Genomic DNA, 26,685 nt, shown 5'->3' with positions numbered 1-26,685 from the left:
CGGCATATGGCGTGTTTCCCCTCCCCGCCAGGTGATACCCGGCCACCCGAGTGCCCGAACCGCCGCCGTTTGCCGGGGAGTTCGCGTGGAGACAACACAGATGTACGACCAAAGAACCGGCGAGCCCGGAAGGTTTTTCGGACATGGCGCTCGCTCAGCCCGACCCGGCCACCCCCCACGGCCGCCGGCCCCCCGGGCACCTGACCGCGCCCCGCGGCAGCCTCGCCGTCACCGCGTGCATGGAGACCCTCCAGGTCGGCTACCTGCACGCCGTCGCGGCCGCCGCCGGCTGCTCCCTCGCCCAGCCCTTCCCCGACAACGGCATCGACTGGCACGTCAGCCACAGCGCCCCCGGCCACACCACCGACGACGAGGTCACCATCAAGGTGCAGCTCAAGAGCACCTACCAGCTCGGCCCCCGCCCACCCGGCCCGACCTTCGGCTTCACCCTCGACAACGACCACCTGGTCAAGCTCGCCCGCACCCCCGTCTCGGTCCACAAGATCCTCGTCGTGATGATCGTTCCGCGCACCCAGGACGACTGGCTACGGGCCGGCCCCGACCACCTCGAACTGCGCCACTGCTGCTACTGGACCAACCTCGCCGGCCACCCCGTCACCGGCCGACGCAGGACCACCGTGCGGATCCCGACCACACGCGTCTTCGACGACCGCGCACTGCGCGAGATCATGACCCGGGTCGGGGCGGGAGGGAGACCCTGATGCACCGGCCGACCGACGACCCCCCGCACCACCCCCACGACCCCGCCGTCCTCGGCACCCTCCTCGCCCGCCACGGCTGGCGACGACACGGCGGAGCCCCCGGCCGCTACCACCGCTGGACACCCCCCACCGGCCCCGGCACCAGCCTCCTCGTACCCGCCGGCAACGCCTTCCCCGACAGCGCCGACCTCCTCACCGAAGCCCTCACCGCCCTCGAACACAGCGCCGCCCCCTCCGCCCGCGAGATCCTCATCGCACTGCGCACCCCCAGCGACGAGATCCGCTGGCACCGCGAGAACCCCGCACACCGCGCACCCACCGCCGCCTGGGCCGACCAGGAACGCCTGCGCACCGGCGCCCGCGCCATGCTGCTCGCCGGAGCCCTCGCCACCCGCGCCCGCACCGGCCACCACGGCGCCCGCCACCGCCGCCAGGCCGAGACCACCCTGGCCCCCCTGCTCCTCGGCCCCACCCCCAACGGAAGCGACCTCACCGTCTTCCTGCCCCTCGAAAACCCGGCCGCCACCGGCGGGCACACGGGACGGAACACCACCGACGGCCCCGACCGCCTCGCCGCCACCCTCCTGCGCGCCCTGCAGACCACCCGCGACGCCACCGACTACCGACGCGCCACCGGCCGGCCCGACGCCTTCGACAAAGCCGTCGAAGCCGGCGTCAGCCGAGAGCTCACCGACGCCCTCGTCACCCTGACCGCCGGATCCCAAGGCATACGGATCACCGTGGAATGGGCACCCGCCGCCGGCCCGCCCAAAGGCTTCGCCACCCGCCCCGAACCGCTGGAATTCTCCCCCGGCGACCTCCCCGCCCTCCGCGAAGCCGGAGCCCGGTACGTACGTGACGAGCCCTCCGTCCCCGTCCGGATCACCGCGGCCGTGGTGCGGCTGCGCCGCGAGACACCGGGCGGGACGGGCACGGTGCGCCTGCGGGTGCTCGAGGGAGCCGACGTCCCCCAGGTGCGGGCCACCCTCACCGACGACGACTACCGCGCCGCCGGCCACGCCCACCTCGCCGGCCTCCCGGTCAGGGTGAGCGGGCGCCTGGAGAGCCACGGCGGCTTCCGCCGCCTGGCCGACGCCCACAGCGTCACCCCCGTCCCGGCGGACGAAGCCGAACGGGACGGACTGCTGAAGTCCCTGCAGTCCCCGGAGGAGGAATAACCGTTTAGCGACCAGGGGGCCGGGCTCGGTACGATTCAAGCGCGCAGCGACCGCTGTCGTGCCCCATAAGTCAGGAGAGACCGGTGTCAGACGTCCGTGTGATCATCCAACGCGATTCCGAGCGGGAAGAGCGCGTGGTGACGACGGGCACTACTGCCGCCGACCTCTTCGCCGGAGAGCGCACCATCGTCGCCGCGCGCGTCGCGGGCGAGCTGAAGGACCTGGCGTACGCCGTCGCCGACGGCGAGGAGATCGAGCCCGTCGAGATCTCCTCCGAGGACGGCCTGAACATCCTGCGCCACTCGACCGCCCACGTCATGGCCCAGGCCGTGCAGGAGCTCTTCCCCGAGGCCAAGCTGGGCATCGGCCCGCCGGTCAAGGACGGCTTCTACTACGACTTCGACGTCGAGAAGCCCTTCACTCCCGATGACCTCAAGCTCATCGAGAAGAAGATGCAGGAGATCCAGAAGCGCGGTCAGCGCTTCTCGCGCCGCGTCGTCACCGACGACGCCGCCCGCGAGGAGCTGGCCGACGAGCCGTACAAGCTCGAGCTGATCGGTCTCAAGGGCTCCGCCTCGCACGACGACGGCGCGGACGTGGAGGTGGGCGCGGGCGAGCTCACCATCTACGACAACATCGACGCCAAGACCGGCGAGCTGTGCTGGCGCGACCTGTGTCGGGGCCCGCACCTGCCCACCACCCGTGTCATCCCGGCGTTCAAGCTGATGCGCAACGCCGCCGCCTACTGGCGCGGCAGCGAGAAGAACCCCATGCTCCAGCGCATCTACGGCACCGCCTGGCCGTCGAAGGACGAGCTGAAGGCGCACCTGGAGTTCCTCGCCGAGGCCGAGAAGCGGGACCATCGCAAGCTCGGTAACGAGCTCGACCTCTTCTCCATCCCGGAGCAGATCGGCTCCGGCCTGGCCGTCTTCCACCCCAAGGGCGGCATCATCCGCCGGGTCATGGAGGACTACTCCCGCAAGCGGCACGAGGAAGAGGGGTACGAGTTCGTCTACACCCCTCACGCCACCAAGGGGAAGCTCTTCGAGACCTCGGGTCACCTGGACTGGTACGCCGACGGCATGTACCCGCCCATGCAGCTCGACGAGGGCGTGGACTACTACCTCAAGCCCATGAACTGCCCGATGCACAACCTGATCTTCGACGCGCGGGGACGCTCCTACCGTGAGCTGCCGCTGCGCATGTTCGAATTCGGGACCGTGTACCGGTACGAGAAGTCGGGCGTCGTGCACGGCCTGACCCGTGCCCGCGGCTTCACCCAGGACGACGCGCACATCTACTGCACCCGTGAGCAGATGGGCGAGGAGCTCGACCGCACCCTCACCTTCGTGCTCGACCTGCTGCGCGACTACGGCCTGAACGACTTCTACCTGGAGCTGTCCACCAAGGACGAGACCAAGTTCGTCGGCTCGGACGAGGCGTGGGAGGAGGCGACCGAGACCCTGCGCAAGGTCGCCGAGAAGCAGGGCCTCGAGCTCGTCGCCGACCCGGGTGGCGCGGCCTTCTACGGCCCGAAGATCTCGGTGCAGGCGCGGGACGCCATCGGTCGTACGTGGCAGATGTCGACCATCCAGCTCGACTTCAACCTGCCGGAGCGATTCGACCTGGAGTACACCGGCGCGGACGGCACCAAGCAGCGCCCGGTCATGATCCACCGGGCCCTGTTCGGAAGCATCGAGCGCTTCTTCGCGGTGCTGCTGGAGCACTACGCGGGTGCGTTCCCGGCGTGGCTGGCCCCGGTCCAGGCGACGGGCATCCCGATCGGTGACGCGCACATCGAATACCTGCAGGACTTCGCCGCCGAGGCGAAGAAGAAGGGTCTGCGGGTCGAGGTCGACGCCTCCTCGGACCGCATGCAGAAGAAGATCAGGAACGCGCAGAAGTCCAAGGTGCCGTTCATGATCATCGCGGGTGACGAGGACGTCGCGAACGGTGCGGTGAGCTTCCGCTACCGCGACGGGTCGCAGGAGAACGGCGTCCCGCGTGACCAGGCTCTCGCGAAGCTCGTTGATGTGGTGGAGCGTCGCGTACAGGTGTGATGCGTTCTTCGCGTGAGCGGAGGTGAGCCGGACCTGTGCCGGGGACCTCACCTACCGACGACGTGACTCTCCGCGCAGGCGGAGGTAGAGGGGCGGCCCCACCAGGGCCGCCCCTCGTCGCATTCGCATCCACCTCAAGGAATATGCTGACTCGCATGACGAGTGAGCCGGAGCAGCAGTTCGGGGTGGGGACGCCAGACGCCTTTCAGCGGTTGTGGACGCCTCATCGGATGGCGTACATCCAGGGTGAGGGCAAGCCCACCGGGCCCGGGGCCGATGACGGCTGTCCGTTCTGCTCGATTCCGGCGAAGAGTGACGAGGACGGGCTGATCGTGGCCCGGGGCGAGCTCGTTTACGCCGTGCTGAATCTTTACCCCTACAACGGCGGGCACCTGATGGTCGTGCCGTTCCGGCATGTCGCCGACTACACGGAGCTGGACGAGGCCGAGACGGCCGAGCTCGCCGCGTTCACCAAGCGCGCGATGCGTGCGCTGCGTGAGGCGTCCGGGGCGCACGGCTTCAATATCGGGATGAACCAGGGTGGCGTCGCGGGTGCCGGCATCGCCGCCCATCTGCATCAGCATGTGGTGCCGCGTTGGGGTGGTGACACCAACTTCCTGCCGGTGATCGGGCACACCAAGGTGCTGCCGCAACTTCTCGCGGACACCCGCAAGATGCTGGCGGATGTCTGGGCGGCCGTCTAGGTCGTGGGTGGGTGTGGCAGTTCCGGTCGGATGGCGACCGGACAGGACACACCCCGCCCAGAATCGGGCAAATCTCACCAATTCTTCTTAAAGAAGCTCTAATAGGACGGTGACCTTTCTTCACCGTCGTACCGTGCTGCGCGCGGCCGCCGGCAGTGCCCTGGCCGGGGCCGCCGGCGGTGCGGTCGCGGGCTGCGACGCCGAGCGGTCGGCCACCGAAGGGGCCCGGCAGCGCACTCCCCAGCCGGCGGGCGCGTCCGCCCCGGCGCGGGCGGGGGCTCGGGCCAGGGCGTCGGCGCCGCCCGGGCCGGGCCTGCTGCTGGCGAAGCTGCCCTCGGGGTTGCCGGCGCAGATCGACCACGGTCCGCGGAAGGGCCGTTCGGTGGCGCTGACGTTTCACGGCCGGGGTGATGCGAAGTCGGCGACGGCGTTGCTGGCGGAGGCAGAGCGGGCCGGGGCCCGGGTGACCGTACTGGCCGTCGGGGACTGGCTGGACGCCGAGCCGCGGATGGCTCGCCGGGTGCTCGACGGCGGGCATGAGCTGGGCAATCACACCATGCGGCATCTGAACATCTGCTCGATGCCCGCGAAGGCCGCCTACGCCGAGATCACCGAGTGCGCCGACCGGCTGCGCAGGCTCACGGGCGGTATCGGTCGCTGGTTCAGGCCCTCGCGCGCGCAGCGGGCGACCGATCAGGTGGTGCGGCTGGCGAGAAAGGCCGGTTACCCGCACGTCCTGTCGTACGACGTGGACTCCCTCGACTTCACCGACCCGGGCGCCGAGGCGGTCCGGCGTACCGTGTTGAACGCGGTACGGCCGGGGTCGGTGGTCAGTCTGCACTTCGGGCACGCCGGCACGGTCGCCGCGCTGCCCGCGATCCTCGACGGCCTGCACCGCCGCGGCCTGCGTGCGGTGACGACTACGGAGCTGCTGACCCGATGATCCAGTTCTCGCATCACCGTCCTCGACGCTCTGTCCGTTCTCTCCGCTCCCTCGGCCCCCTCCGCTCTCCTGGTGCGTTCCGGTCGTCTCTGCCCGGCCGTTCCCTGCCCGGGTTTCCCTTCCGCTCGCGGGGCCGGCGCCGGGCGGCGTTGTTCGCCACGGCCTGTGCGCTGCTGGTGGCCGGCTGCGGGGGCGGTGACGGCGGTGACGGTGCCGCCGCCCGGCAGCCCCGGCAGCCGGGCGGGGGTGCGCACAGTCAGGGGGCGGCGCGGGGTGTTCCGCAGGGGTTGCCGGGGATGCCGCCGCTGCTGGATCCCCACGATCTCTACGCGGCGGACCGGCCGAACGCGTTGTCGCCGGTGGTGAAGGACTTTCCGTCGCGGGTGTACGTGCCGAACACGGAGTCCGACACGGTCAGCGTGATCGACCCGGCGACGTACAAGGTGATCGAGACGATCCCGGTGGGGGAGCAGCCGCAGCATGTGGTGCCGTCGTGGGACATGAAGACGCTGTGGGTCAACAACGACCGTGGTCATACGCTCACCCCGATCGACCCGGCGACGGGGAAGAAGGGGAAGACGGTCGATGTGCACGACCCGTACAACCTCTACTTCACCCCGGACGGCAAGTACGCGGTGGTGATGGCGTCGATGGACCGTGAGCTGGTGTTCCGGGACGCGCACACGATGAAGCGGATGAAGACGGAGCATGTGAACTGCCTGGGCGTGAATCACGCCGACTTCTCGCCCGACGGGCGGTACTTCATCGTCAGCTGTGAGTTCTCGGGGGAGTTGCTGAAGGTCGACACGGCGCGGATGAAGGTGATCGGTCAGCAGAAGCTGCCGTTCGACGGGGCGATGCCGCAGGACGTGAAGATCTCCTCGGACGGCCGGACCTGGTACGTGGCGGACATGATGGCCGACGGGGTGTGGGTGCTGGACGGGGACAAGTTCACCGAGCCGTGGCTGATGCCGACGGGCAAGGGGGCGCACGGTCTGTACGTCAGCCGGGATTCGAAGTCGCTGTACATCTCCAACCGGGGTGAGGGTTCGATCTCGGTGCTGGATCTGCCGAGCCGCAAGCTGGTGAAGAAGTGGGAGCTTCCGGACGGCGGGAGTCCGGACATGGGCGGTGTGTCGGCGGACGGCAAGGTGCTGTGGCTGTCGGGGCGTTACAACAGCGAGGTGTACGCGATCGATACGACGGACGGGCATCAGATCGCGCGGATCAAGGTGGGCGACGGACCGCATGGTCTGGCGGTCTATCCGCAGCCCGGGCGGTACTCGCTGGGCCACACCGGCATCTTCCGGTAGTGGCCCGGCCGTGTGGCCGCCACGCCGTGTTCCAGGCGTCTTCTAGGCGTCGTAGACGTCGACCCTGCCGGGCTTGGCGTCCTGGACGGCGCCGCTGAGGTTGCCCGCGCGGGAGACGAACTTGGAGGTGTCGACGCCGTTGTCCTTCAGGACGCGCAGGGCCGCTTCGTGGACGACGCGCAGGACGGGGGTGGCGGCCCGTAGCGCGTCGTCGGCCATGAAGCGGTGGCGCCAGGGCTTGTCGGCCCAGGCGTGGCGGAGTCCGAAGGGCTCGGGGAGGACGAGCTTGCCGCCCCAGTACTCGAGGAGGGGCGGGTACCAGGTGAGGGGGGCGCGGGCGGCGAGCCGTACGACCTCCCTGGGTTCGACGATGGGGAGGGTGCGGGTCCAGGTCTCCCAGAACTTGATGCCCTTTTTGAAGGTCTTGGTGCGGTTCTTGGGGCGGCCGTTGAAGACGGAGTGGGTGGGGCCGAGGGCGTAGCCGGTGACCTCGATGCGCAGGGTCTTGTGGAGGACGGTGACGTTGATGAGGAGGTTGATGACGAGCTGGCCGTCCCAGAGGACGAACTGGACGCCGAGGTAGTGGCGGTCGCCGCTGCCGAAGTGCTGTTTGTCGCAGATGTCCTGGAGCTGGGCGCCCCTGATCTGGTACGAGGCGGCGTCGGTGCCGCCGGGGCGGGACACGGCGGAGGCGCCCTCGCCGATGGGGACGACGACCCAGTGCTCGACGTGGGGCGCGGTGAGGCCGCCGGTGTTGATGGGGGTGCGCTCGAGGAGCTTGAGCTGGTCGTGGATGGCGCGGGCGATGTCCCAGCTGCGGAAGGGGTTGATGTCCCGGCCGGGCTCGGCGGGGACGAGGTCCTCGGCGAGCTGCCAGCTGCCCCAGCGGGTGCCCATGCCGAGTATGCCCTTGGGGCCGGCGTAGAAGACGATGTTGCTCTGCTGCTCGGCGGAGAGCTTCTGCAGGCTCTGGCGGAGCTGTTCGGCGGCGCTCTCGCCGGGGTCGCGGGGCACGCTCTCGGGGATCTTGGCGGCGACGGCGCCGCCGTCGAGCAGCCCGGTCCAGCGGTCGCGCAGGTCCTTCGCGGTGCGCTCGCAGGCGGTCTTCGCCCAGAAGCCGCCGATGAGGGGGGCGATGACCATGGCGCGGAGGTAGAGGCCCCAGAAGCCGTGCAGCGGCGCCTTGACCATGGCGACGGCGATCACGACGGCGAGGGCGGCGAGGAGGGTGGTGCCCAGGGCGCCGGCGCGTTTGTTCTGGGCGCCGGCGAGGCTGCGGCGCAGCTGGAAGGCGCCGAACCAGAGGAGGACGCCGGGCAGGAAGAGCAGGCCGAAGACGGCCATGATGACCGTCAGCTGGGCGTCGCGGATCTTGCGGATGCGGTTGGCGGCGAGGCAGTGCTCGACGATGACCTGGGGTTCGAGGCCGAAGGACTGGATGAGGGGCTTGCGGCCGCCGCCGAGCATGCGGGTCTGCACGGCGCGGGCGAAGGCCTCGCCGAGGTTGGGCTCGAAGAGGGAGATCAGGGGTTTCTTGACCTCCGAGGTGGCCCAGTCGGAGTTGGCCTTGAGGAGCTCGTCCACGGGCCCGTCGCGGTAGGCCGCGGAGGCCAGGGCCTGTGTCGCCGCGGTGCCTCCGGCACCGCCCGATACCGGGATCTGCGCACCCGGGCTGAAGTCGTACCCGTCTCCTGCCACCGCTGCCCCCAACCCCGCGCGCCCGGACGCGGGCCCGCTCCCGACTGCCGCCCACGGTCTGTGTCATGGGTCGCGTGCTCAGCGTAATGGGGCGGGGTGCCGGCTGTCGTGGGAGATCGGAAAGCCGCCCGCCCCAAGTGAGTTGAGGCGGGCGGCTTGCGAACTATGAGCCGTTCTCGGCCTGTTCGCGAACGCGGTCCGCGATCTGCGGGGGCATGGGCTCGTGCCGCGCGTAGGAACGGCTGAACCGTCCCGTGCCGTGCGACAGGGAGCGCAGGTCCACCGCGTACCGGCCGATCTCGATCTCCGGTACCTCGGCGCGTACGAGCGTGCGGCCGGAGCCGGACTGCTCGGTGCCCACGACCCGGCCGCGCCGCCCGGACAGGTCGCTCATGACCGGGCCGACGTAGTCGTCGGAGACCAGGACGCGGACCTCGGCGACGGGCTCGAGGAGGTGGATGCGGGTCTCGGCGGCGGCCTCGCGCAGGGCGAGGGCGCCGGCGGTCTGGAAGGCCGCGTCCGAGGAGTCCACCGAGTGGGCCTTGCCGTCGAGGAGGGTCACCCGCACGTCGACCAGGGGGTAGCCGGCGGCGACGCCGCGGGCGGCCTGGGCCCGTACGCCCTTCTCGACCGAGGGGATGAACTGACGGGGGACCGCGCCGCCCACGACCTTGTCGACGAACTCGATGCCGCTGCCGCCCGGCAGCGGCTCGACCTCGATCTCGCAGATGGCGTACTGGCCGTGGCCGCCGGACTGCTTGACGTGCCGGCCGCGGCCGGTGGCGCGGGAGCCGAAGGTCTCGCGGAGCGAGACCTTGTGCGGCACCACGTCGACCTGGACGCCGTAGCGGGTGCGCAGCCGCTCCAGGGCGACGTCGCGGTGGGCCTCGCCCAGGCACCACAGGACGACCTGGTGGGTGTGCGGGTTGTGCTCCAGGCGCATGGTGGGGTCCTCGGCCACCAGGCGCGCCAGGCTGTGGGAGAGCTTGTCCTCGTCCGCCTTGCTGTGGGCCTCGATGGCCACGGGCAGCAGCGGATCGGGCATGAGCCAGGGTTCCATCAGCAGCGGGGCGTTCTTCGCGGAGAGGGTGTCCCCGGTCTCGGCGCTGACGAGCTTGGCGACGCAGGCGATGTCGCCGGCGATGGCCTGGGACAGCTGCCGCTGCTGCTTGCCGAAGGGCTGGGACAGGGCGCCGATGCGCTCGTCGACGTCGTGGTCCTCGTGGCCGCGGTCCTCGAGGCCGTGCCCGGAGACGTGCACGGTCTCGTCGGGCCGCAGGGTGCCGGAGAAGACGCGGACCAGGGAGACGCGGCCTACGTAGGGGTCGGAGGCGGTCTTGACCACCTCGGCGGCCAGCGGCCCGGCCGGATCGCACGTCAGCGGCGGGCGGGAGCCGCCGTCGGGGGAGGTGACCTCCGGCGGTGTCCGTTCGGGCGGGGTGGGGAAGCCGCCGGTGACCAGCTCCAGCAGCTCCACGGTGCCCAGCCCCTGCCGGGCGCCCTCCTGGGCGGGGGCCGCGGCCAGCACCGGGTGGAAGCTGCCCCGGGCCACGGCCCGCTCGAGGTCCTCGACGAGGGTCTTGACGTCGATCTCCTCGCCGCCCAGGTAGCGGTCCATGAGGGTCTCGTCCTCGCTCTCGGCGATGATCCCCTCGATGAGGCGGTTGCGGGCCTCCTCGATCAGCGGGAGCTGGTCGTCGTCGGGCGCGGTCTCGGTGCGCGTGCCGGAGGAGTAGTCGAAGACGCGCTGGGTGAGCAGTCCGACGAGCCCGGCCACCGGGCGGTGGCCGTCGGGGCCCTCCTTTCCGTGCAGGGGGAGGTACAGGGGCAGGACGCCGTCGCCGGACTCGCCGCCGAAGGCGGCGCGGCAGGTCTCGGTCATCTCCTCGAAGTCCGCCCGGGCCGCCTCCAGGTGGGTGACGACGATGGCGCGCGGCATGCCGACGGCCGCGCACTCCTCCCACAGCATGCGGGTGGCGCCGGCGACCCCCTCGACGCCCTCCGCCGCCGAGACGACGAAGAGGGCCGCGTCCGCGGCGCGCAGACCGGCCCTCAGCTCGCCGACGAAGTCGGCGTAGCCGGGTGTGTCCAGCAGGTTGATCTTGATCCCGGCCCATTCGACGGGCACCAGGGACAGCTGTACGGAGCGTTGCTGGCGGTGTTCGATCTCGTCGTAGTCGGAGACGGCCGCGCCGTCCTCGACCCGGCCCGCCCGGTTCACCGCGCCGGTCGCCAGGGCCAGCGCCTCGACCAGCGTCGTCTTGCCCGAGCCGCTGTGGCCGACCAGCACCACGTTCCGGATGTCGCCCGGCCGGTCGGCCGCCACTGCTCTGCCCGCGGCCCCTGGATGTGCACTCGTCTTCTCGCCCATGTGCCTCGCCTCTCGGTCGACACCTGCGGTCCTTCGAGCTTTCCACCGTGGTCACGCTGCGTCCATACGTCGCACACGGGCGCGCAACCGTCCGCCCCCCGGGTGAGCCGGCGGCAGGGGGCGGCCGCGACGGGCGTGACCTGCGCCATGGCCCGGGGGAGCGATGTGTGCGCGGCGGCCCGGGACGGGCTGGCTACGATGGGCCAGCCGGTGGCCTTCCGACCACCCGGCCCGATCACTACCTTCCGGGAAGGCCATGCTGAACAAGTACGCGCGTGCTTTCTTCACGCGTGTTCTCACACCGTTCGCCGCCCTGCTCATCCGCCTGGGGGTCAGCCCCGACGCGGTGACCCTCGTCGGTACCGGTGGAGTGGTGGCGGGCGCGCTGGTCTTCTACCCCCAGGGAGAGTTCTTCTGGGGAACGATCGTCATCACGCTGTTCGTCTTCTCCGACCTCGTCGACGGCAACATGGCGCGGCAGCTGGGCCGCTCCAGCCGCTGGGGCGCCTTCCTGGACTCCACCCTCGACCGCGTCGCCGACTCGGCGATCTTCGGCGGGCTGGCGCTCTGGTACGCCGGGCGGGGCGACGACCTCGCGCTGTGCGCGGTGGCCATCTTCTGCCTCGCCAGCGGCCAGGTCGTGTCGTACACCAAGGCGCGCGGCGAGAGCATCGGCCTGCCGGTGAACGTCAACGGCCTGGTCGAGCGCGCCGAGCGTCTGGTGATCTCGCTGGTGGCCTGCGGCCTCTCGGGTCTGCACGCGTTCGGCGTGCCGCACATCCAGGTGCTGCTGCCCGTGGCGCTGTGGATCGTGGCCGTCGGCAGCCTGGTCACCCTGATCCAGCGGGTGATCACCGTCCGCCGCGAGTCCGCCGAGGCGGACGCCGTCGCGGCCGGCGGGGGCGAGGCCGGGTGAGGGAACGCCTGACGGACGCGCTGTACGGGCTGGGCTGGGGCACGGTCAAGAAGCTCCCCGAGCCCATGGCCACGGCCCTGGGACGGAACATCGCCGACGCCGCCTGGAAGCGGCGCGGCCAGGGCGTCACGCGCCTGGAGGCCAACCTCGCCCGCGTCGTGCCCGATGCCGGACCGCAGCGGCTCGCGGAGCTGTCCCGGGCCGGCATGCGTTCGTACATGCGCTACTGGATGGAGTCCTTCCGGCTGCCCGTCTGGAGCGAGGACCGCATCCGCTCCGGCTTCGACCCGGAGGGCCTGCACCACCTGGAGGAGGCGCTGGCCTCCGGGCGCGGCGTCGTCGCCGCCCTGCCGCACATGGGCAACTACGACCTGGCCGGGGCGTGGGTCACCACCCGCCTGGGGGTGCCCTTCACCACCGTCGCCGAGCGGCTCAAGCCCGAGACGCTCTACGACCGCTTCGTCGCCTACCGCGAGGGGCTCGGCATGGAGGTCCTGCCGCACGCCGGCGGCAGCGCCTTCGGCACGCTGGCCCGGCGGCTGCGCTCGGGTGGCCTGGTCTGCCTGGTGGCCGACCGGGACCTGTCCGCCTCCGGCATCGAGGTGACGTTCTTCGGCGAGGCGGCGAAGATGCCCGCCGGCCCCGCCGCGCTCGCCCTGCAGACCGGCGCCGTGCTGCTGCCGGTCACCCTCTGGTACGACAGCTCTCCGGTGATGCGCGGACGCATCCACGCCCCGGTCGAGGTGCCCGGGGAGGGCACCCGGGGGGAGAAGGCCACGGCCATGACCCAGGCGGTGGCCGACGCCTTCGCCTCCGGCATCGCCGAGCACCCCCAGGACTGGCACATGCTCCAGCGGCTGTGGCTCGCCGATCTCGACCGGCGGCCGCGGCCCGGCCACGACAAGAGCTCCGGAACGGAGAAGCTTTGAGGATCGGGATCGTCTGCCCGTATTCGTGGGACGTCCCCGGGGGCGTGCAGTTCCACATCCGTGACCTGGCCGAGCACCTGATCCGGCAGGGCCACGAGGTGTCGGTGCTGGCGCCCGCGGACGACGAGACGCCGCTGCCGCCGTTCGTCGTCTCCGCCGGGCGGGCCGTGCCCGTCCCCTACAACGGCTCGGTGGCCCGGCTGAACTTCGGCTTCCTGTCGGCCGCGCGGGTGCGTCGCTGGCTGCACGAGGGCGACTTCGACGTCATCCACATCCACGAGCCCACCTCGCCCTCCCTGGGCCTGCTGACCTGCTGGGCCGCGCAGGGCCCCATCGTGGCGACCTTCCACACCTCCAACCCGCGCTCGCGCGCCATGATCGCGGCCTATCCGATCCTGCAGCCCGCCCTCGAGAAGATCAGCGCGCGCATCGCCGTGAGCGAGTACGCCCGCCGCACCCTGGTCGAGCACCTGGGCGGCGACGCGGTCGTCATCCCCAACGGCGTCGACGTGGACTTCTTCGCCCGCGCCGAGCCCCGGCCCGAGTGGCAGGGCGGCACCATCGGCTTCATCGGCCGCATCGACGAGCCCCGCAAGGGCCTGCCCGTCGTGATGCGCGCCCTGCCCCGGATCCTCGCCGAGCGCCCCGGCACCAGGCTGCTGGTGGCCGGGCTGGGCGACGAGCGGGAGGCCGTGGCCTCCCTGCCCCCCGAGACGCGCGCCCAGGTCGAGTTCCTCGGCATGGTCAGCGACGAGGACAAGGCCCGCCTGCTGCGCAGCGTCGACGTCTACCTCGCGCCCAACACCGGCGGCGAGTCCTTCGGGATCATCCTCGTCGAGGCGATGTCGGCGGGCGCGCCCGTCCTCGCCAGCGACCTCGACGCCTTCGCGCAGGTCCTGGACCAGGGCGCGGCGGGCGAGCTGTTCGCCAACGAGGACGCCGACGACCTGGCCGCCGCGGCCGTACGGCTCCTGGGCGACGCCGATCGCCGGGCCGAGCTGAGCGAGCGCGGCAGCCGGCACGTACGGCGCTTCGACTGGGGCACGGTCGGCGCCGACATCCTGGCCGTCTACGAGACGGTCGCGGCCGGCGCGGCGTCGGTGGCCACGGACGAACGCAGCGGCTTCCGCGCGCGCTTCGGCCTCGCCCGCGACTGACCGGGCCTCGGCCGGCCACCGGCCGGGCCTTGCCCGCGTCCGGTTGGGCCCCGCCCGCGTCCGGTTGGGCCCCGCCCGCGTCCGGCCGGGCCCCGCCCGCGACCGACCGGGACGAGCCGGGCGGGCCCGGTACTGTGACCTCGCGTGACCACATTGATCTGGATCGCGGCCGCCCTGGTCGTCATCGGCGTCTACCTGAGCTGGACCGCGGGCCGCCTGGACCGGCTGCACAGCCGCATCGACGCGGCGCGCGCGGCGCTGGACGCCCAGCTGCTGCGCCGCGCCTCGGTCGCCCAGGAGCTCGGCACCGCGGGCGTCCTCGACCCCGCCGCCTCGATGGTCCTCTACCAGGCCGCGCACGCCGCGCGGCAGGCGGAGGAGGAGCACCGCGAGGTCGCCGAGAGCGAGCTCAGCCAGGCGCTGCGCGCCGTCTTCGCCGAGGCGCAGCAGGCGGACGTGGTGCGGGAGGCGCCCGGCGGCGAGGAGTCGCTGGAGGAGCTGACCCAGGCCGTGCGGCGGGTGCCCATGGCACGGCGGTTCCACAACGACGCGGTGCGGGCGGCCCGGGCGCTGCGCCGGCACCGTAAGGTGCGCTGGTTCCGCCTCGCGGGCCACGCGCCGTTCCCGATGGCCTTCGAGATGGACGACGAGCCTCCGGCCGTATTGGGCGACCGGACAGGCCACTGACCACGGATTGGCCCTTTTCCCGGCCCTCGCACCCTGGGTTTGATGACGCTGCAGCTTCACCGCCCTTGATAGCGAGGTCACATCGTGTCCACCCCCACCACCGCCCAGACCCCCGAGACCGGCACCGCGCGCGTCAAGCGCGGCATGGCCGAGCAGCTCAAGGGCGGCGTGATCATGGACGTCGTCAACGCCGAGCAGGCGAAGATCGCCGAGGACGCCGGCGCCGTCGCGGTCATGGCCCTGGAGCGGGTGCCCGCCGACATCCGCAAGGACGGCGGCGTGGCCCGGATGTCCGACCCGAACATGATCGAAGAGATCATCGAGGCCGTCTCCATCCCGGTCATGGCCAAGTCCCGCATCGGCCACTTCGTCGAGGCCCAGGTCCTGCAGTCCCTCGGCGTGGACTACATCGACGAGTCCGAGGTCCTCACCCCGGCCGACGAGATCAACCACTCCGACAAGTGGGCGTTCACCACCCCCTTCGTCTGCGGTGCCACCAACCTGGGCGAGGCCCTGCGTCGCATCGCCGAGGGTGCGGCCATGATCCGCTCCAAGGGCGAGGCCGGCACCGGCAACGTCGTGGAGGCCGTGCGCCACCTGCGTCAGATCAAGAACGAGATCGCCAAGCTGCGCGGCTTCGACAACAACGAGCTGTTCGCCGCCGCCAAGGACCTGCGCGCCCCGTACGAGCTGGTCAAGGAGGTCGCCGAGCTCGGCAAGCTGCCGGTCGTGCTGTTCTCCGCCGGTGGCGTGGCCACCCCGGCCGACGCCGCGCTGATGCGCCAGCTCGGCGCCGAGGGCGTCTTCGTCGGCTCCGGCATCTTCAAGTCCGGCGACCCGGCCAAGCGCGCCGCCGCCATCGTGAAGGCCACCACCTTCTACGACGACCCGAAGATCATCGCGGACGCCTCCCGCAACCTGGGCGAGGCCATGGTCGGCATCAACTGCGACACCCTTCCCGAGGACCAGCGCTACGCCAACCGCGGCTGGTAACACACGTTCTCCCCGGGTGGGCGGGACCGCGCACGCGCGCGGTCCCGCCCACCCGGCGCCGTCCGCCCACCGTCCCCGGTGGGGCGCTTCGCGCACAGCATTTCTGAGAGGCAGCACCCCGTGTCCACCCCCACCATCGGCGTCCTCGCCCTCCAGGGCGACGTCCGCGAACACCTCATCGCCCTCGCCGCGGCCGACGCGCTCGCCCGCCCGGTGCGCCGCCCCGAGGAGCTCGCCGAGGTCGACGGCCTGGTCATCCCCGGCGGCGAGTCCACCACCATGTCCAAGCTCGCGGTCGTCTTCGGGATGCTCGAGCCGCTGCGCGAGCGCGTACGGGCCGGAATGCCCGTCTACGGCACCTGCGCGGGCATGATCATGCTCGCGGACAAGATCCTGGACGGCCGTGAGGACCAGGAGACGCTCGGCGGCATCGACATGATCGTGCGCCGCAACGCCTTCGGCCGGCAGAACGAGTCCTTCGAGGCGTCGGTCGAGGTGGCCGGCATCGACGGCGGCCCCGTCGAGGGCGTCTTCATCCGCGCCCCCTGGGTCGAGTCCGTGGGCGCCGCGGCCGAGGTCCTCGCCCGGCACGACGGGCACACCGTCGCCGTGCGCCAGGGAAACGTGCTGGCCACGTCCTTCCACCCGGAGCTCACCGGCGACCACCGCGTCCACGGCCTGTTCGTGGACATGGTGCGCGCGGCGCAGTAGCCCGGTCCCGGTAGGATCTCTGTCGTTCGTTACGAATTGGGTTACGCGAAGGAGACAGGCGGATGTCCGGCCACTCTAAATGGGCTACGACGAAGCACAAGAAGGCCGTGATCGACGCCAAGCGCGGCAAGCTCTTCGCGAAGCTCATCAAGAACATCGAGGTCGCGGCCCGCATGGGTGGCGTCGACATCGAGGGCAACCCGACGCTCTACGACGCCATCCAGAAGGCCAAGAAGCAGTCGGTTCCGAACAAGAACATCGACTCCGCGGTCAAGCGCGGCGGCGGCCTCGAGGCCGGCGGCGCCGACTACGAGACCATCATGTACGAGGGCTACGGCCCGAACGGCGTCGCGGTGCTCATCGAGTGCCTCACCGACAACCGCAACCGTGCCGCCTCCGACGTGCGCGTCGCCATGACCCGCAACGGCGGTTCGATGGCCGACCCGGGCTCGGTGTCCTACCTGTTCAACCGCAAGGGCGTCATCATCGTCCCCAAGGGTGAGCTGACCGAGGACGACGTGCTCGGCGCGGTCCTGGAGGCCGGCGCCGAGGAGGTCAACGACCTCGGTGAGAACTTCGAGGTCATGAGCGAGGCCACCGACCTGGTCGCGGTCCGCACCGCGCTCCAGGAGGCGGGCATCGACTACGACTCCGCCGAGGCCAACTTCGTCCCCACCATGCAGGTGGAGCTCGACGAGGACGCCGCGCGCAAGATCTTCAAGCTGATCGACGCCCTCGAGGACAGCGACGACGTGCAGAACGTCTTCGCCAACTTCGACGTCTCCGACGACGTCATGGCGAAGGTCGACGCGTAGGCGTTCCGGCTGCGGTCGGCGGACGGGCCGGCGGGACACGCGTCCCGCCGGCCCGTCGCGTTGTCAGTGGCGGCCGATAGCCTGCTGCGGCAGGTGGAACCGGCCGATCAAAGGGGGAGGGGCGCTATGCGCGTGCTGGGTGTGGACCCGGGGCTGACGCGGTGCGGTGTCGGGGTGGTCGAGGGCGTCGCGGGCCGGCCGCTGCGCATGGTGGGAGTCGGCGTCGTACGCACCCCCGCGGACGCGGAGGTCGCCGACCGGCTCGTCCTCATAGAGCGCGGCATCGAGCAGTGGCTCGACGAGTACCGCCCCGAGTACGTCGCCGTCGAGCGCGTCTTCAGCCAGCACAACGTCCGTACGGTCATGGGAACCGCCCAGGCCAGCGCGGTCGCCATGCTCTGCGCCGCCCGCCGCGGCCTGCCCGTCGCCCTGCACACCCCCAGCGAGGTCAAGGCCGCCGTCACCGGCTCCGGCCGGGCCGACAAGGCCCAGGTCGGCTCCATGGTCACCCGGCTGCTGCGGCTCGACGCGCCACCGAAGCCCGCGGATGCCGCCGACGCCCTGGCGCTGGCGATCTGCCACATCTGGCGGGCCCCGGCGACCAACCGCCTGCAGCAGATCGCCGCCGCGCACCGGCGCGTCACCGCTCCCGTACGACTCCCGAAGGGCACCCGATGATCGCCTTCGTCTCCGGGCCGGTCGCGGCCCTCGCACCGGACACCGCCGTCGTCGAGGTCGGCGGGATCGGCATGGCCGTCCAGTGCACCCCCGGCACGCTCTCCGGGCTGCGCGTCGGCCAGCAGGCCCGGCTCGCCACGTCCCTCGTCGTCCGTGAGGACTCCCTGACGCTCTACGGCTTCGCCGACGACGACGAGCGGCAGACGTTCGAGCTGCTGCAGACCGCCAGCGGCGTCGGCCCCCGGCTGGCCCAGGCCATGCTCGCCGTGCACAGCCCCGACGCGCTGCGGCGCGCCTTGGCCTCCGGCGACGAGAAGGCGCTCACGGCCGTGCCGGGCATCGGCAAGAAGGGCGCGCAGAAGCTGCTGATCGAGCTCAAGGACCGTCTCGGCGCCCCGGTCGGGTCCGCCGCCGCGGCGGTGGGCGCCCCCGTCACGCAGGGGTGGAGCGACCAGCTGCACGCCGCGCTCGTCGGGCTCGGTTATGCCACGCGCGAGGCGGACGAGGCCGTCGCGGCGGTCACGCCCCAGGCCGAGGCCACCCTCGCCGAGGGCGGCCTGCCGCAGGTGGGCTCGCTGCTGCGCGCCGCGCTGCAGACCCTGAACCGGGCCCGCTGAGACTGCCGAGAAGTACCCCGCCGAGCACTTCCGACCGTGAGGTTTTGAAACCGTGAACTGGGACGACGAGTCCGCACCCGTCACCGCGGGTGATGGCGACCGCCTGGTCGAGGCCGCCGCCGACGGCGAGGACCGGGCCGTCGAGGCCGCGCTGCGCCCGAAGGACCTGGGCGAGTTCGTCGGCCAGGAGCGGGTCCGCGAGCAGCTGGACCTCGTGCTGAAGGCCGCCCGCGCCCGGGGCGCGACCGCCGACCACGTCCTGCTGTCCGGCGCTCCCGGGCTCGGCAAGACCACCCTCTCGATGATCATCGCGGCCGAGATGGGGGCCCCGATCCGCATCACCTCGGGCCCCGCCATCCAGCACGCCGGCGACCTGGCCGCGATCCTGTCCTCCCTCACCGAGGGGGAGGTGCTCTTCCTCGACGAGATCCACCGCATGTCCCGCCCCGCCGAGGAGATGCTCTACATGGCGATGGAGGACTTCCGGGTCGACGTCATCGTCGGCAAGGGCCCCGGCGCCACCGCCATCCCCCTCGAGCTCCCGCCGTTCACCCTGGTCGGCGCGACCACCCGGGCCGGTCTGCTGCCGCCCCCGCTGCGCGACCGCTTCGGCTTCACCGGCCACATGGAGTTCTACGCCCCGCTCGAGCTGCAGCGCGTCATCCACCGCTCGGCCCGGCTGCTGGACGTGGAGATGGAGGAGGCGGGCGCCGCCGAGATCGCCGGCCGCTCCCGGGGCACGCCCCGCATCGCCAACCGCCTGCTGCGCCGCGTCCGCGACTACGCCCAGGTCAAGGCCGACGGGGTGGTGACCCAGGAGATCGCCGCCCAGGCCCTGCAGGTGTACGAGGTCGACGCCCGGGGCCTGGACCGGCTGGACCGTGCCGTGCTCGGCGCGCTGCTCAAGCTCTTCGGCGGCGGTCCCGTGGGCCTGTCCACCCTGGCGGTGGCCGTGGGCGAGGAGCGCGAGACGGTCGAGGAGGTGGCGGAGCCGTTCCTGGTGCGGGAGGGGCTGCTGGCGCGTACGCCCAGGGGTCGCGTGGCCACTCCGGCGGCCTGGGCGCACCTCGGGCTGACGCCTCCCGGGCAGGGCTCGACGGGCCCCGGCCAGCAGGGACTCTTCGATCGGTGACGGTGTGGGGACTGGTCCGCCCAGGAACCGCGGTGCCATGCTGGGCGTTGTTCCATAGGTGCGGGCTCGCTTAGACTCCGCCGATGCCGTCCGTACCGGTGCGGCATACCACCCCCGTAGACCAGGCCGCGTCCCCAAGCGGTCGTGTGAAGGAATCCCCGTCCCGTGAATATCGTGACTCTCCTGCCGTTCATCGTGCTTATCGGGGCCATGTTCCTGATGACCCGGTCGGCCAAGAACAAGCAGCGCCAGGCGATGCAGATGCGCGACCAGATGCAGCCGGGTACCGGTGTCCGGACGATCGGCGGCATGTACGCCACCGTCAAGGAGATCCACGAGGACACGGTCCTCCTCGAGGTCGCCCCGAGCGTGCACGCGATCTTCGCCAAGAACTCCATCGGCGCCGTGCTCGAGGACGCGGAGTACAACCGCATCGTCCACGGCCTGGAGCCGGAGGAGACCCCGGTGGTCCCGGACGACGCCTCCGCGCTGACCGAGGCCGTCGAGACCGGTGAGCCCCCGGCCGAGCAGAAGATCGACCTGGGCAAGGGCGCGGCCGCCGGCGACGAGGCGAAGAAGGCCGACGAGCCGAAGAAGGCCGACGACCCGGCCGAGGCGGAGACGAAGGACGCGAAGCGGGACGGCGACACCGACGCCAAGTAGCTGCTTTCCGGAACCGCGGAGCACCCGACGAGCGGTGCGCCGCGGTTCCGTTACGGTCTAGGCTCCGGCGGGGGCAGGTCCCCACAACACATCGTGGCCGTCCGGCGAACACCCGACGCCCGGCGGTTGGACAGGGAGAAACGACAAGGTGGCAGCACCGAAGAAGGGCCGCAGGTCCCCGGGCGGCCAGGGGAGGCCGGGCCGTGTCCTGGCCCTGATCCTGATCGCCATGGTGGCGCTCACCGGGGGGATGTTCGCCTCCGGGCACACCACGCCGCGGTTGGGCATTGATCTGGCGGGTGGCACGAGCTTCACGCTGGAGGCCAAGAACCAGCCCGGCAGGCCCAACGCGATCAACGCGACCAACATGAACACGGCCGTCGGCATCATCGAGCGGCGTGTCAACGGTCTCGGTGTCACCGAGGCCGAGGTCCAGACGCAGGGCGACAACCACATCATCGTGAACATCCCCAAGGGGACGGACGCGAAGCAGGCCCGTCAGCAGGTCGGCACTACCGCCCAGCTCGGCTTCCGGCCCGTTCTGACCGCCACTGCCGGTGTCAAGACCCCTGAGCCCACGCCCGGCGCGACGGGCAAGGACAAGGGCGACAAGGGCAAGCAGGACGAGAAGAACGGCGAGAAGAGCAAGGACGACAAGAGCACCGGGGCCACGACCAAGCCCTCCGGCTCGCCGTCCCCGACCGCCAGCGCCAAGCCCCAGGGCCGTCCGGTCACCGACGCCCTGAAGGCCGACGAGGCCGACGCCACCCCGGGTGCCTCCGCGTCCGGCAAGCCGGACGCGAAGAAGGACGACAAGAAGGCGCCGACGCCCACCCCGGCGCCCGGTGGCGACGCGGCCGCCCTGCAGAAGAAGCTCGACGCCCTGGACTGCTCCACCAAGGAGGGCCGCGCCAAGGCCAACGAGGCCGCCGCCGCCGCCCTGCCGACCGACATGATCGCCGCGTGCCGCAAGGACGGTCAGGTCAAGGAGATCCTGGGCCCGGTGGCCGTCGAGGGCACCAACATCAGTGGCGCCAACGCCGTCTTCGACACCCAGCAGGGCAAGGGCTGGCTCGTCCAGCTGAAGTTCGACTCCGCCGGCGCCAAGAAGTTCGCGCAGGTCACCGGCCAGCTGGCCACCAAGCAGTCCCCGCAGAACCAGTTCGCCATCGTCCTCGACGGCGAGGTCGTCTCCGACCCGTCCGTGAGCAGCTCGATCGGTGGCGGTCAGGCCGAGATCTCCGGCGGCTTCACCCAGCAGAGCGCCTCGGAACTGGCCAACGTGCTGTCCTACGGTGCCCTGCCGCTGTCCTTCGACGTGGCCAACGAGACCACCGTGACCGCCGCGCTCGGCGGCGAGCAGCTGCGCGCCGGTCTGGTCGCCGGTGCCATCGGCCTCTTCCTGGTGATCGTCTACCTGGTCGCGTACTACCGCGGTCTCGCGCTCGTCGCCCTCGCCAGCCTCGCGGTCTCCGCGATCCTCACCTACACGATCATGGTGCTCCTCGGCCCGGCCATCAGCTTCGCGCTGAACCTGCCGGCCGTCTGCGGCGCCATCGTGGCGATCGGCATCACCGCCGACTCCTTCATCGTCTACTTCGAGCGCATCCGGGACGAGATCCGCGAGGGCCGCACGCTGCGCCCGGCCGTGGAGCGCGGCTGGCCGCGCGCCCGCCGCACCATCCTGGTGTCGGACTTCGTCTCCTTCCTCGCCGCCGCGGTGCTCTTCGTCGTCACCGTCGGCAAGGTGCAGGGCTTCGCGTTCACGCTCGGCCTGACCACGCTCCTCGACGTCGTCGTGGTCTTCCTCTTCACCAAGCCGCTCATGACGATCCTCGCCCGCCGGAAGTTCTTCGCCAGCGGTCACCCCTGGTCCGGCCTGGACCCCGTCCGGCTGGGCGTCAGGCCGCCGCTGCGGGCCTCCCGCCGCCGCTCCGCCCCCGTCGACCCGAAGGAGGCGTGAGATGTCGCGACTCGGCAACCTCGGTGCCAGGCTCTACCGCGGTGAGGTCGGCTACGACTTCGTCGGCAAGCGGAAGATCTGGTACGGCATCTCGATCCTCATCACCATCACGGCCATCGTCGGCCTGGCGGTGCGCGGCCTGAACATGGGCATCGAGTTCTCCGGCGGCGCGGTCTTCAACACCCCGAAGACCTCGGTCTCGGCCACCCAGGCCCAACACGTCGTGGAGGAGGCCTCCGGGCACGCCGCCATCGTGCAGAAGCTCGGCGACCGCACGTTGCGCGTTCAGGTCAGTGAGCTGACCACCGAGCAGTCCCGGACCGCTCAGGAGGCGCTGGCCAAGAAGCTGGACGTCCCGGTCAACAAGATCAACACCGACATCGTCGGCCCGAGCTGGGGCGACCAGATCGCCAAGAAGGCCTGGACCGGCCTCGGGGTCTTCATGATCCTCGTGGTGATCTACCTGGCCATCGCCTTCGAATGGCGGATGGCCGTGGCCGCCCTGGTGGCGCTGATCCACGACCTCACCATCACCGTCGGCGTCTACGCGCTGGTGGGCTTCGAGGTCACCCCGGGCACCGTGATCGGTCTGCTGACCATCCTCGGCTACTCCCTCTACGACACCGTCGTCGTCTTCGACGGTCTCAAGGAGAGCGCGAAGGACATCACCAAGCAGACCCGCTTCACCTACAGCGAGATCGCCAACCGCAGCCTCAACGGCACGCTGGTCCGCTCGATCAACACCACCGTCGTGGCGCTGCTGCCGGTCGCCGGCCTGCTGTTCATCGGCGGTGGCTTCCTCGGCGCGGGCATGCTCAACGACATCTCGCTCGCCCTCTTCGTCGGCCTCGCGGCCGGCGCCTACTCCTCGATCTTCATCGCCACCCCGCTGGTCGCCGACCTCAAGGAGCGCGACCCGCAGATGAAGGCCCTGGCCAAGCGCGTGCGCGCCCGGCGCGCCGCCGACGCGGCCAAGGGCGAGGCGGGCGACGCGTCGGCCGACGCGGCGGGCGAGGACGAGGACGTGCAGGACGCGGCGGCGGGCGTCGTCGGCCAGCGCGGCGAGGGCGCCGGTCGCAGCCGCGGCCGTGGCGGTCGTCCCTCGGGGAAGCGCCGATGAGCGCCGCCGGCGCCTTCGGCGCCGACCAGGAGCTGCGCACGCTGCTGCTCAGCCGGATCCACGACGTTCCGGACTACCCCAAGCCGGGCGTGACGTTCAAGGACATCACCCCGCTGCTCGCCGACGCCACCGCGTTCGCCGCGCTGACGGACGCCTTCGCCGGGCTGTGCCGCGAGTACGGCGCCACCAAGGTCGTCGGTCTGGAGGCGCGCGGCTTCATCCTCGCCGCCCCCGTGGCCGTACGCGCCGGGGTCGGCTTCGTGCCCGTGCGCAAGGCCGGCAAGCTGCCCGGCGCCACGCTCGGCCAGGCCTACGCGCTGGAGTACGGCACCGCCGAGATCGAGCTGCACGCCGACGCGCTCGCCCCCGGCGACCGGGTCCTCGTCATCGACGACGTCCTGGCCACCGGCGGCACCGCCGAGGCCTCGCTCAAGCTGATCCGCCGGACGGGCGCCGAGGTGGCGGGCGTCGCGGTGCTGATGGAGCTCGGCTTCCTGCCGGGCCGCGAGCGCCTGGCCGGCGAGCTCGCCGGGGCGCCCCTGGAGGCGCTGATCACGGTCTGACCGACCACCGCGCCGCACGGCGCGCGAACGGCCCCGAGGCGGGCACCGGGAAGCTCCCGGTGCCCGCCTCGCGTTATCCCTGACGTCCCCTGTGACGCCGGCGGCCGCACGGCGGTCCGGCGGCCGGGATCGATACCATGGCAGTCCGGACCTGATCGGGGGGCCGGAACGCATGAGGAGTGCTCTTGCCAGACGAGGTCCAGCCGCTCTCCCCCAGACTCCGTCCGGGGGGACCCCCAGCCGCCCAAGAAGACACGACGTCTCCCGAGGCCGCGGCGGGCAAGGGCACGCCCGCCGGCCCCGCCCGGAGCACGAGCGGTCCCGCGCCCGCGACCGACGGGAGCAAGGCGGCCGAACCGCCCCGCAAGGCCGCCCCTCAGGCCCCCGCCCCGGCCGCACCGGCCCGCGCGGCCGCCGGCCAGGGCGCGGTCTCCCGCACCGGCTCCTCCAGCCGGGTCCGCGCCCGCCTCGCCCGTCTGGGCGTACAGCGCTCCAGCCCGTACAACCCGGTGCTCGAGCCGCTGCTGCGCATCGTGCGCGGCAACGACCCCAAGGCCGACACCACCACGCTCCGCCAGATCGAGCGCGCCTACCAGGTCGCCGAGCGCTGGCACCGCGGCCAGAAGCGCAAGAGCGGCGACCCGTACATCACCCACCCCCTCGCCGTCACCACGATCCTCGCCGAGCTGGGCATGGATCCGGCCACCCTGATGGCCGGCCTGCTGCACGACACCGTCGAGGACACCGAGTACGGCCTGGAGGACCTGCGCCGGGACTTCGGCGACCAGGTCGCCCTCCTCGTGGACGGCGTCACCAAGCTCGACCGCGTGCAGTTCGGCGAGGCCGCGCAGGCCGAGACCGTCCGCAAGATGGTCGTCGCCATGGCCAAGGACCCGCGCGTCCTGGTCATCAAGCTCGCCGACCGCCTGCACAACATGCGCACCATGCGCTACCTCAAGCGGGAGAAGCAGGAGAAGAAGGCCCGCGAGACCCTCGAGATCTACGCCCCGCTGGCGCACCGGCTGGGCATGAACACCATCAAGTGGGAGCTCGAGGACCTCGCCTTCGCGATCCTCTACCCCAAGATGTACGACGAGATCGTCCGCCTCGTCGCCGAGCGCGCCCCCAAGCGCGACGAGTATCTGGCCGTCGTCACCGACGAGGTGCAGGCCGACCTGCGCGCCGCCCGCATCAAGGCGACCGTCACCGGCCGCCCGAAGCACTACTACAGCGTCTACCAGAAGATGATCGTGCGGGGCCGCGACTTCGCCGAGATCTACGACCTGGTGGGCATCCGCGTCCTCGTCGACACCGTCCGCGACTGCTACGCGGCGCTCGGCACCGTCCACGCCCGGTGGAACCCGGTCCCGGGGCGGTTCAAGGACTACATCGCGATGCCCAAGTTCAACATGTACCAGTCGCTGCACACGACGGTCATAGGGCCCAGCGGCAAGCCGGTCGAGCTGCAGATCCGCACCTTCGACATGCACCGCCGCGCCGAGTACGGCATCGCCGCGCACTGGAAGTACAAGCAGGAGGCCGTCGCCGGCGCCTCCAAGATCCGTACCGACGTGCCCAAGAACGCCGGCAAGAACCAGGACACCGTCAATGACATGGCCTGGCTGCGGCAGCTGCTGGACTGGCAGAAGGAGACCGAGGACCCGGGCGAGTTCCTGGAGTCCCTGCGCTTCGACCTCTCCCGCAACGAGGTCTTCGTCTTCACGCCCAAGGGCGACGTCATAGCACTGCCCGCCGGCGCCACCCCCGTCGACTTCGCCTACGCCGTCCACACCGAGGTCGGCCACCGCACCATAGGAGCGAGGGTCAACGGGCGGCTGGTGCCGCTGGAGTCGACCCTCGACAACGGCGACCTGGTCGAGGTCTTCACCTCCAAGGCGCCCGGTGCCGCACCCTCCCGGGACTGGCTGGGCTTCGTGAAGTCCCCGCGCGCCCGCAACAAGATCCGCGCCTGGTTCTCCAAGGAGCGCCGCGACGAGGCCATCGAGCAGGGCAAGGACGCCATCGCGCGGGCCATGCGCAAGCAGAACCTGCCGATCCAGCGCATCCTCACCGGCGACTCGCTGGTCACCCTCGCCCACGAGATGCGCTACCCCGACATCTCCTCCCTCTACGCCGCCATCGGCGAGGGCCACATCGCGGCCCAGGGCGTGGTGCAGAAGCTCGTCCAGGCGCTGGGCGGCGAGGACGCGGCCACCGAGGACATCGAGGAGGAGGCGGCGCCGATCCGGGGCCGCTCCAAGCGGCGCTCCAGCGCCGACCCGGGCGTGGTCGTCAAGGGCGTCGACGACGTCTGGGTCAAGCTGGCCCGCTGCTGCACGCCCGTCCCCGGCGACCCGATCATCGGCTTCGTCACCCGGGGCAACGGCATCTCGGTGCACCGCGCCGACTGCGTGAACGTCGACTCGCTCTCGCAGCAGCCCGAGCGGATCCTCGACGTCGAGTGGGCGCCCACCCAGTCCTCGGTCTTCCTCGTCGCCATCCAGGTGGAGGCGCTGGACCGCTCGCGGCTGCTGTCGGACGTCACCCGGGTGCTGTCCGACCAGCACGTCAACATCCTCTCGGCCGCCGTGCAGACCTCCCGCGACCGGGTGGCCACCTCGCGGTTCACCTTCGAGATGGGCGACCCCAAGCACCTGGGGCACGTGCTCAAGGCGGTGCGCGGTGTGGAGGGCGTCTACGACGTCTACCGCGTGACGTCGGCCCGCAGGCCGTAAGCGGACATGCGTAAGGG

23 protein-coding genes are annotated in these 26,685 nt (G+C 71.4%); 21 read left to right on the top strand and 2 right to left on the bottom strand.

Annotation, left to right across the window (positions count from 1 at the left end):
- Positions 1-143 precede the first annotated feature (143 nt).
- The 6 genes from AB4K12_RS24405 (at position 144) to AB4K12_RS24380 (ending at position 6,920) form a co-directional block, all read left to right on the top strand.
- Positions 144-722 carry a DUF4365 domain-containing protein gene (locus AB4K12_RS24405; protein ID WP_362261580.1) on the top strand — a complete coding sequence of 193 codons (579 nt, stop codon included), beginning with the start codon at positions 144-146 and terminating at the stop codon, positions 720-722.
- A complete protein-coding gene (locus AB4K12_RS24400; RefSeq protein ID WP_368436211.1) occupies positions 722-1,900 on the top strand; it encodes a hypothetical protein in 1,179 nt (392 codons plus the stop codon). Before AB4K12_RS24405 ends, AB4K12_RS24400 begins: the two co-directional genes overlap by 1 nt.
- Positions 1,901-1,983: 83 nt before the next feature.
- Positions 1,984-3,960, top strand: a complete 1,977-nt coding sequence (gene thrS, locus AB4K12_RS24395) for a threonine--tRNA ligase (RefSeq protein ID WP_368436210.1) — start codon at positions 1,984-1,986, stop codon at positions 3,958-3,960.
- A gap of 143 nt (positions 3,961-4,103) precedes the next feature.
- The gene (locus AB4K12_RS24390; protein WP_086573687.1) at positions 4,104-4,664 is read left to right on the top strand and encodes an HIT domain-containing protein; all 561 of its coding nucleotides are present in this window, start codon (positions 4,104-4,106) and stop codon (positions 4,662-4,664) included.
- Positions 4,665-4,773: 109 nt separating this feature from the next.
- Positions 4,774-5,607, top strand: a complete 834-nt coding sequence (locus AB4K12_RS24385) for a polysaccharide deacetylase family protein (RefSeq protein WP_368436209.1) — start codon at positions 4,774-4,776, stop codon at positions 5,605-5,607.
- A 149-nt stretch (positions 5,608-5,756) separates the two neighbouring features.
- Positions 5,757-6,920 (top strand): hypothetical protein, encoded by a 1,164-nt coding sequence (locus AB4K12_RS24380; protein ID WP_368436208.1) that lies wholly within the window; start codon positions 5,757-5,759, stop codon positions 6,918-6,920.
- A gap of 42 nt (positions 6,921-6,962) precedes the next feature.
- Here the strand turns inward: AB4K12_RS24380 and AB4K12_RS24375 are convergent, their stop codons facing one another.
- A complete protein-coding gene (locus AB4K12_RS24375; protein ID WP_368436207.1) occupies positions 6,963-8,618 on the bottom strand; it encodes a hypothetical protein in 1,656 nt (551 codons plus the stop codon).
- A 163-nt stretch (positions 8,619-8,781) separates the two neighbouring features.
- The gene (locus AB4K12_RS24370; RefSeq protein WP_368436206.1) at positions 8,782-10,989 is read right to left on the bottom strand and encodes an elongation factor G-like protein EF-G2; all 2,208 of its coding nucleotides are present in this window, start codon (positions 10,987-10,989) and stop codon (positions 8,782-8,784) included.
- Positions 10,990-11,245: 256 nt separating this feature from the next.
- On the opposite strand from AB4K12_RS24370, the gene pgsA reads away from it, so the two are divergent.
- The 15 genes from pgsA to AB4K12_RS24295 all read left to right on the top strand — a co-directional run bounded on the left by pgsA (position 11,246) and on the right by AB4K12_RS24295 (position 26,668).
- Positions 11,246-11,905: a phosphatidylinositol phosphate synthase gene (gene pgsA / locus AB4K12_RS24365; protein ID WP_368436205.1), complete on the top strand. Its 660-nt coding sequence runs from the start codon at positions 11,246-11,248 to the stop codon at positions 11,903-11,905.
- Positions 11,902-12,834 (top strand): phosphatidylinositol mannoside acyltransferase, encoded by a 933-nt coding sequence (locus tag AB4K12_RS24360; RefSeq protein ID WP_368436204.1) that lies wholly within the window; start codon positions 11,902-11,904, stop codon positions 12,832-12,834. Before pgsA ends, AB4K12_RS24360 begins: the two co-directional genes overlap by 4 nt.
- Positions 12,831-13,991: a glycosyltransferase family 4 protein gene (locus AB4K12_RS24355; protein ID WP_086573676.1), complete on the top strand. Its 1,161-nt coding sequence runs from the start codon at positions 12,831-12,833 to the stop codon at positions 13,989-13,991. The genes AB4K12_RS24360 and AB4K12_RS24355 overlap by 4 nt, the downstream gene beginning before the upstream one ends.
- Before the next feature lie 144 nt (positions 13,992-14,135).
- Complete coding sequence (locus tag AB4K12_RS24350; protein WP_368436203.1) at positions 14,136-14,678, top strand: hypothetical protein; 543 nt, start codon at positions 14,136-14,138, stop codon at positions 14,676-14,678.
- A gap of 81 nt (positions 14,679-14,759) precedes the next feature.
- Positions 14,760-15,671 carry a pyridoxal 5'-phosphate synthase lyase subunit PdxS gene (pdxS, locus tag AB4K12_RS24345; RefSeq protein WP_086573673.1) on the top strand — a complete coding sequence of 304 codons (912 nt, stop codon included), beginning with the start codon at positions 14,760-14,762 and terminating at the stop codon, positions 15,669-15,671.
- Positions 15,672-15,791: 120 nt separating this feature from the next.
- Entirely contained in the window at positions 15,792-16,382 is a 591-nt protein-coding gene (pdxT, locus tag AB4K12_RS24340) for a pyridoxal 5'-phosphate synthase glutaminase subunit PdxT (protein WP_086573671.1), read from the top strand.
- Between the two features lie 62 nt (positions 16,383-16,444).
- Positions 16,445-17,197, top strand: a complete 753-nt coding sequence (locus AB4K12_RS24335) for a YebC/PmpR family DNA-binding transcriptional regulator (protein ID WP_086573669.1) — start codon at positions 16,445-16,447, stop codon at positions 17,195-17,197.
- 126 nt (positions 17,198-17,323) lie between these two features.
- Positions 17,324-17,875 (top strand): crossover junction endodeoxyribonuclease RuvC, encoded by a 552-nt coding sequence (gene ruvC / locus AB4K12_RS24330; RefSeq protein WP_086573668.1) that lies wholly within the window; start codon positions 17,324-17,326, stop codon positions 17,873-17,875.
- Entirely contained in the window at positions 17,872-18,492 is a 621-nt protein-coding gene (gene ruvA / locus AB4K12_RS24325; protein ID WP_368436202.1) for a Holliday junction branch migration protein RuvA, read from the top strand. The genes ruvC and ruvA overlap by 4 nt, the downstream gene beginning before the upstream one ends.
- A 52-nt stretch (positions 18,493-18,544) precedes the next feature.
- On the top strand, positions 18,545-19,624 hold the full coding sequence (gene ruvB, locus AB4K12_RS24320) for a Holliday junction branch migration DNA helicase RuvB (protein WP_368436201.1): 1,080 nt from the start codon (positions 18,545-18,547) through the stop codon (positions 19,622-19,624).
- 165 nt (positions 19,625-19,789) lie between these two features.
- Entirely contained in the window at positions 19,790-20,287 is a 498-nt protein-coding gene (gene yajC / locus AB4K12_RS24315; RefSeq protein WP_362261608.1) for a preprotein translocase subunit YajC, read from the top strand.
- Between the two features lie 148 nt (positions 20,288-20,435).
- Positions 20,436-22,250, top strand: coding sequence for a protein translocase subunit SecD (secD, locus tag AB4K12_RS24310; RefSeq protein ID WP_368436200.1), 1,815 nt, complete (start codon positions 20,436-20,438; stop codon positions 22,248-22,250).
- Position 22,251: 1 nt separating this feature from the next.
- Entirely contained in the window at positions 22,252-23,370 is a 1,119-nt protein-coding gene (gene secF, locus AB4K12_RS24305; RefSeq protein WP_368436199.1) for a protein translocase subunit SecF, read from the top strand.
- Positions 23,367-23,933, top strand: a complete 567-nt coding sequence (locus tag AB4K12_RS24300) for an adenine phosphoribosyltransferase (protein WP_368436198.1) — start codon at positions 23,367-23,369, stop codon at positions 23,931-23,933. Before secF ends, AB4K12_RS24300 begins: the two co-directional genes overlap by 4 nt.
- Positions 23,934-24,118: 185 nt before the next feature.
- Positions 24,119-26,668, top strand: a complete 2,550-nt coding sequence (locus AB4K12_RS24295; RefSeq protein WP_368436197.1) for a bifunctional (p)ppGpp synthetase/guanosine-3',5'-bis(diphosphate) 3'-pyrophosphohydrolase — start codon at positions 24,119-24,121, stop codon at positions 26,666-26,668.
- The last annotated feature ends 17 nt before the right edge of the window (positions 26,669-26,685 follow it).

It is taken from the genome of Streptomyces sp. C36 (genome assembly GCF_040932295.1).
In the GTDB taxonomy this organism is placed as follows: domain Bacteria; phylum Actinomycetota; class Actinomycetes; order Streptomycetales; family Streptomycetaceae; genus Streptomyces; species Streptomyces triculaminicus.
Note: the sequence above shows the minus strand (reverse complement) of the source record. Positions and strands in the feature narration are given on the sequence as shown.

Bases quoted from the DNA above. Each gene is read 5' to 3' on its own strand.
- AB4K12_RS24405 (WP_362261580.1), top strand. From the start codon at position 144: ATGGCGCTCGCTCAGCCCGACCCGGCCACCCCCCACGGCCGCCGGCCC.
- AB4K12_RS24400 (WP_368436211.1), top strand. From the start codon at position 722: ATGCACCGGCCGACCGACGACCCCCCGCACCACCCCCACGACCCCGCC.
- AB4K12_RS24390 (WP_086573687.1), top strand. From the start codon at position 4,104: ATGCTGACTCGCATGACGAGTGAGCCGGAGCAGCAGTTCGGGGTGGGG.
- AB4K12_RS24370 (WP_368436206.1), bottom strand. From the start codon at position 10,989: ATGGGCGAGAAGACGAGTGCACATCCAGGGGCCGCGGGCAGAGCAGTG.
- pgsA (WP_368436205.1), top strand. From the start codon at position 11,246: ATGCTGAACAAGTACGCGCGTGCTTTCTTCACGCGTGTTCTCACACCG.
- AB4K12_RS24335 (WP_086573669.1), top strand. From the start codon at position 16,445: ATGTCCGGCCACTCTAAATGGGCTACGACGAAGCACAAGAAGGCCGTG.
- ruvC (WP_086573668.1), top strand. From the start codon at position 17,324: ATGCGCGTGCTGGGTGTGGACCCGGGGCTGACGCGGTGCGGTGTCGGG.
- ruvA (WP_368436202.1), top strand. From the start codon at position 17,872: ATGATCGCCTTCGTCTCCGGGCCGGTCGCGGCCCTCGCACCGGACACC.
- secF (WP_368436199.1), top strand. From the start codon at position 22,252: ATGTCGCGACTCGGCAACCTCGGTGCCAGGCTCTACCGCGGTGAGGTC.
- AB4K12_RS24300 (WP_368436198.1), top strand. From the start codon at position 23,367: ATGAGCGCCGCCGGCGCCTTCGGCGCCGACCAGGAGCTGCGCACGCTG.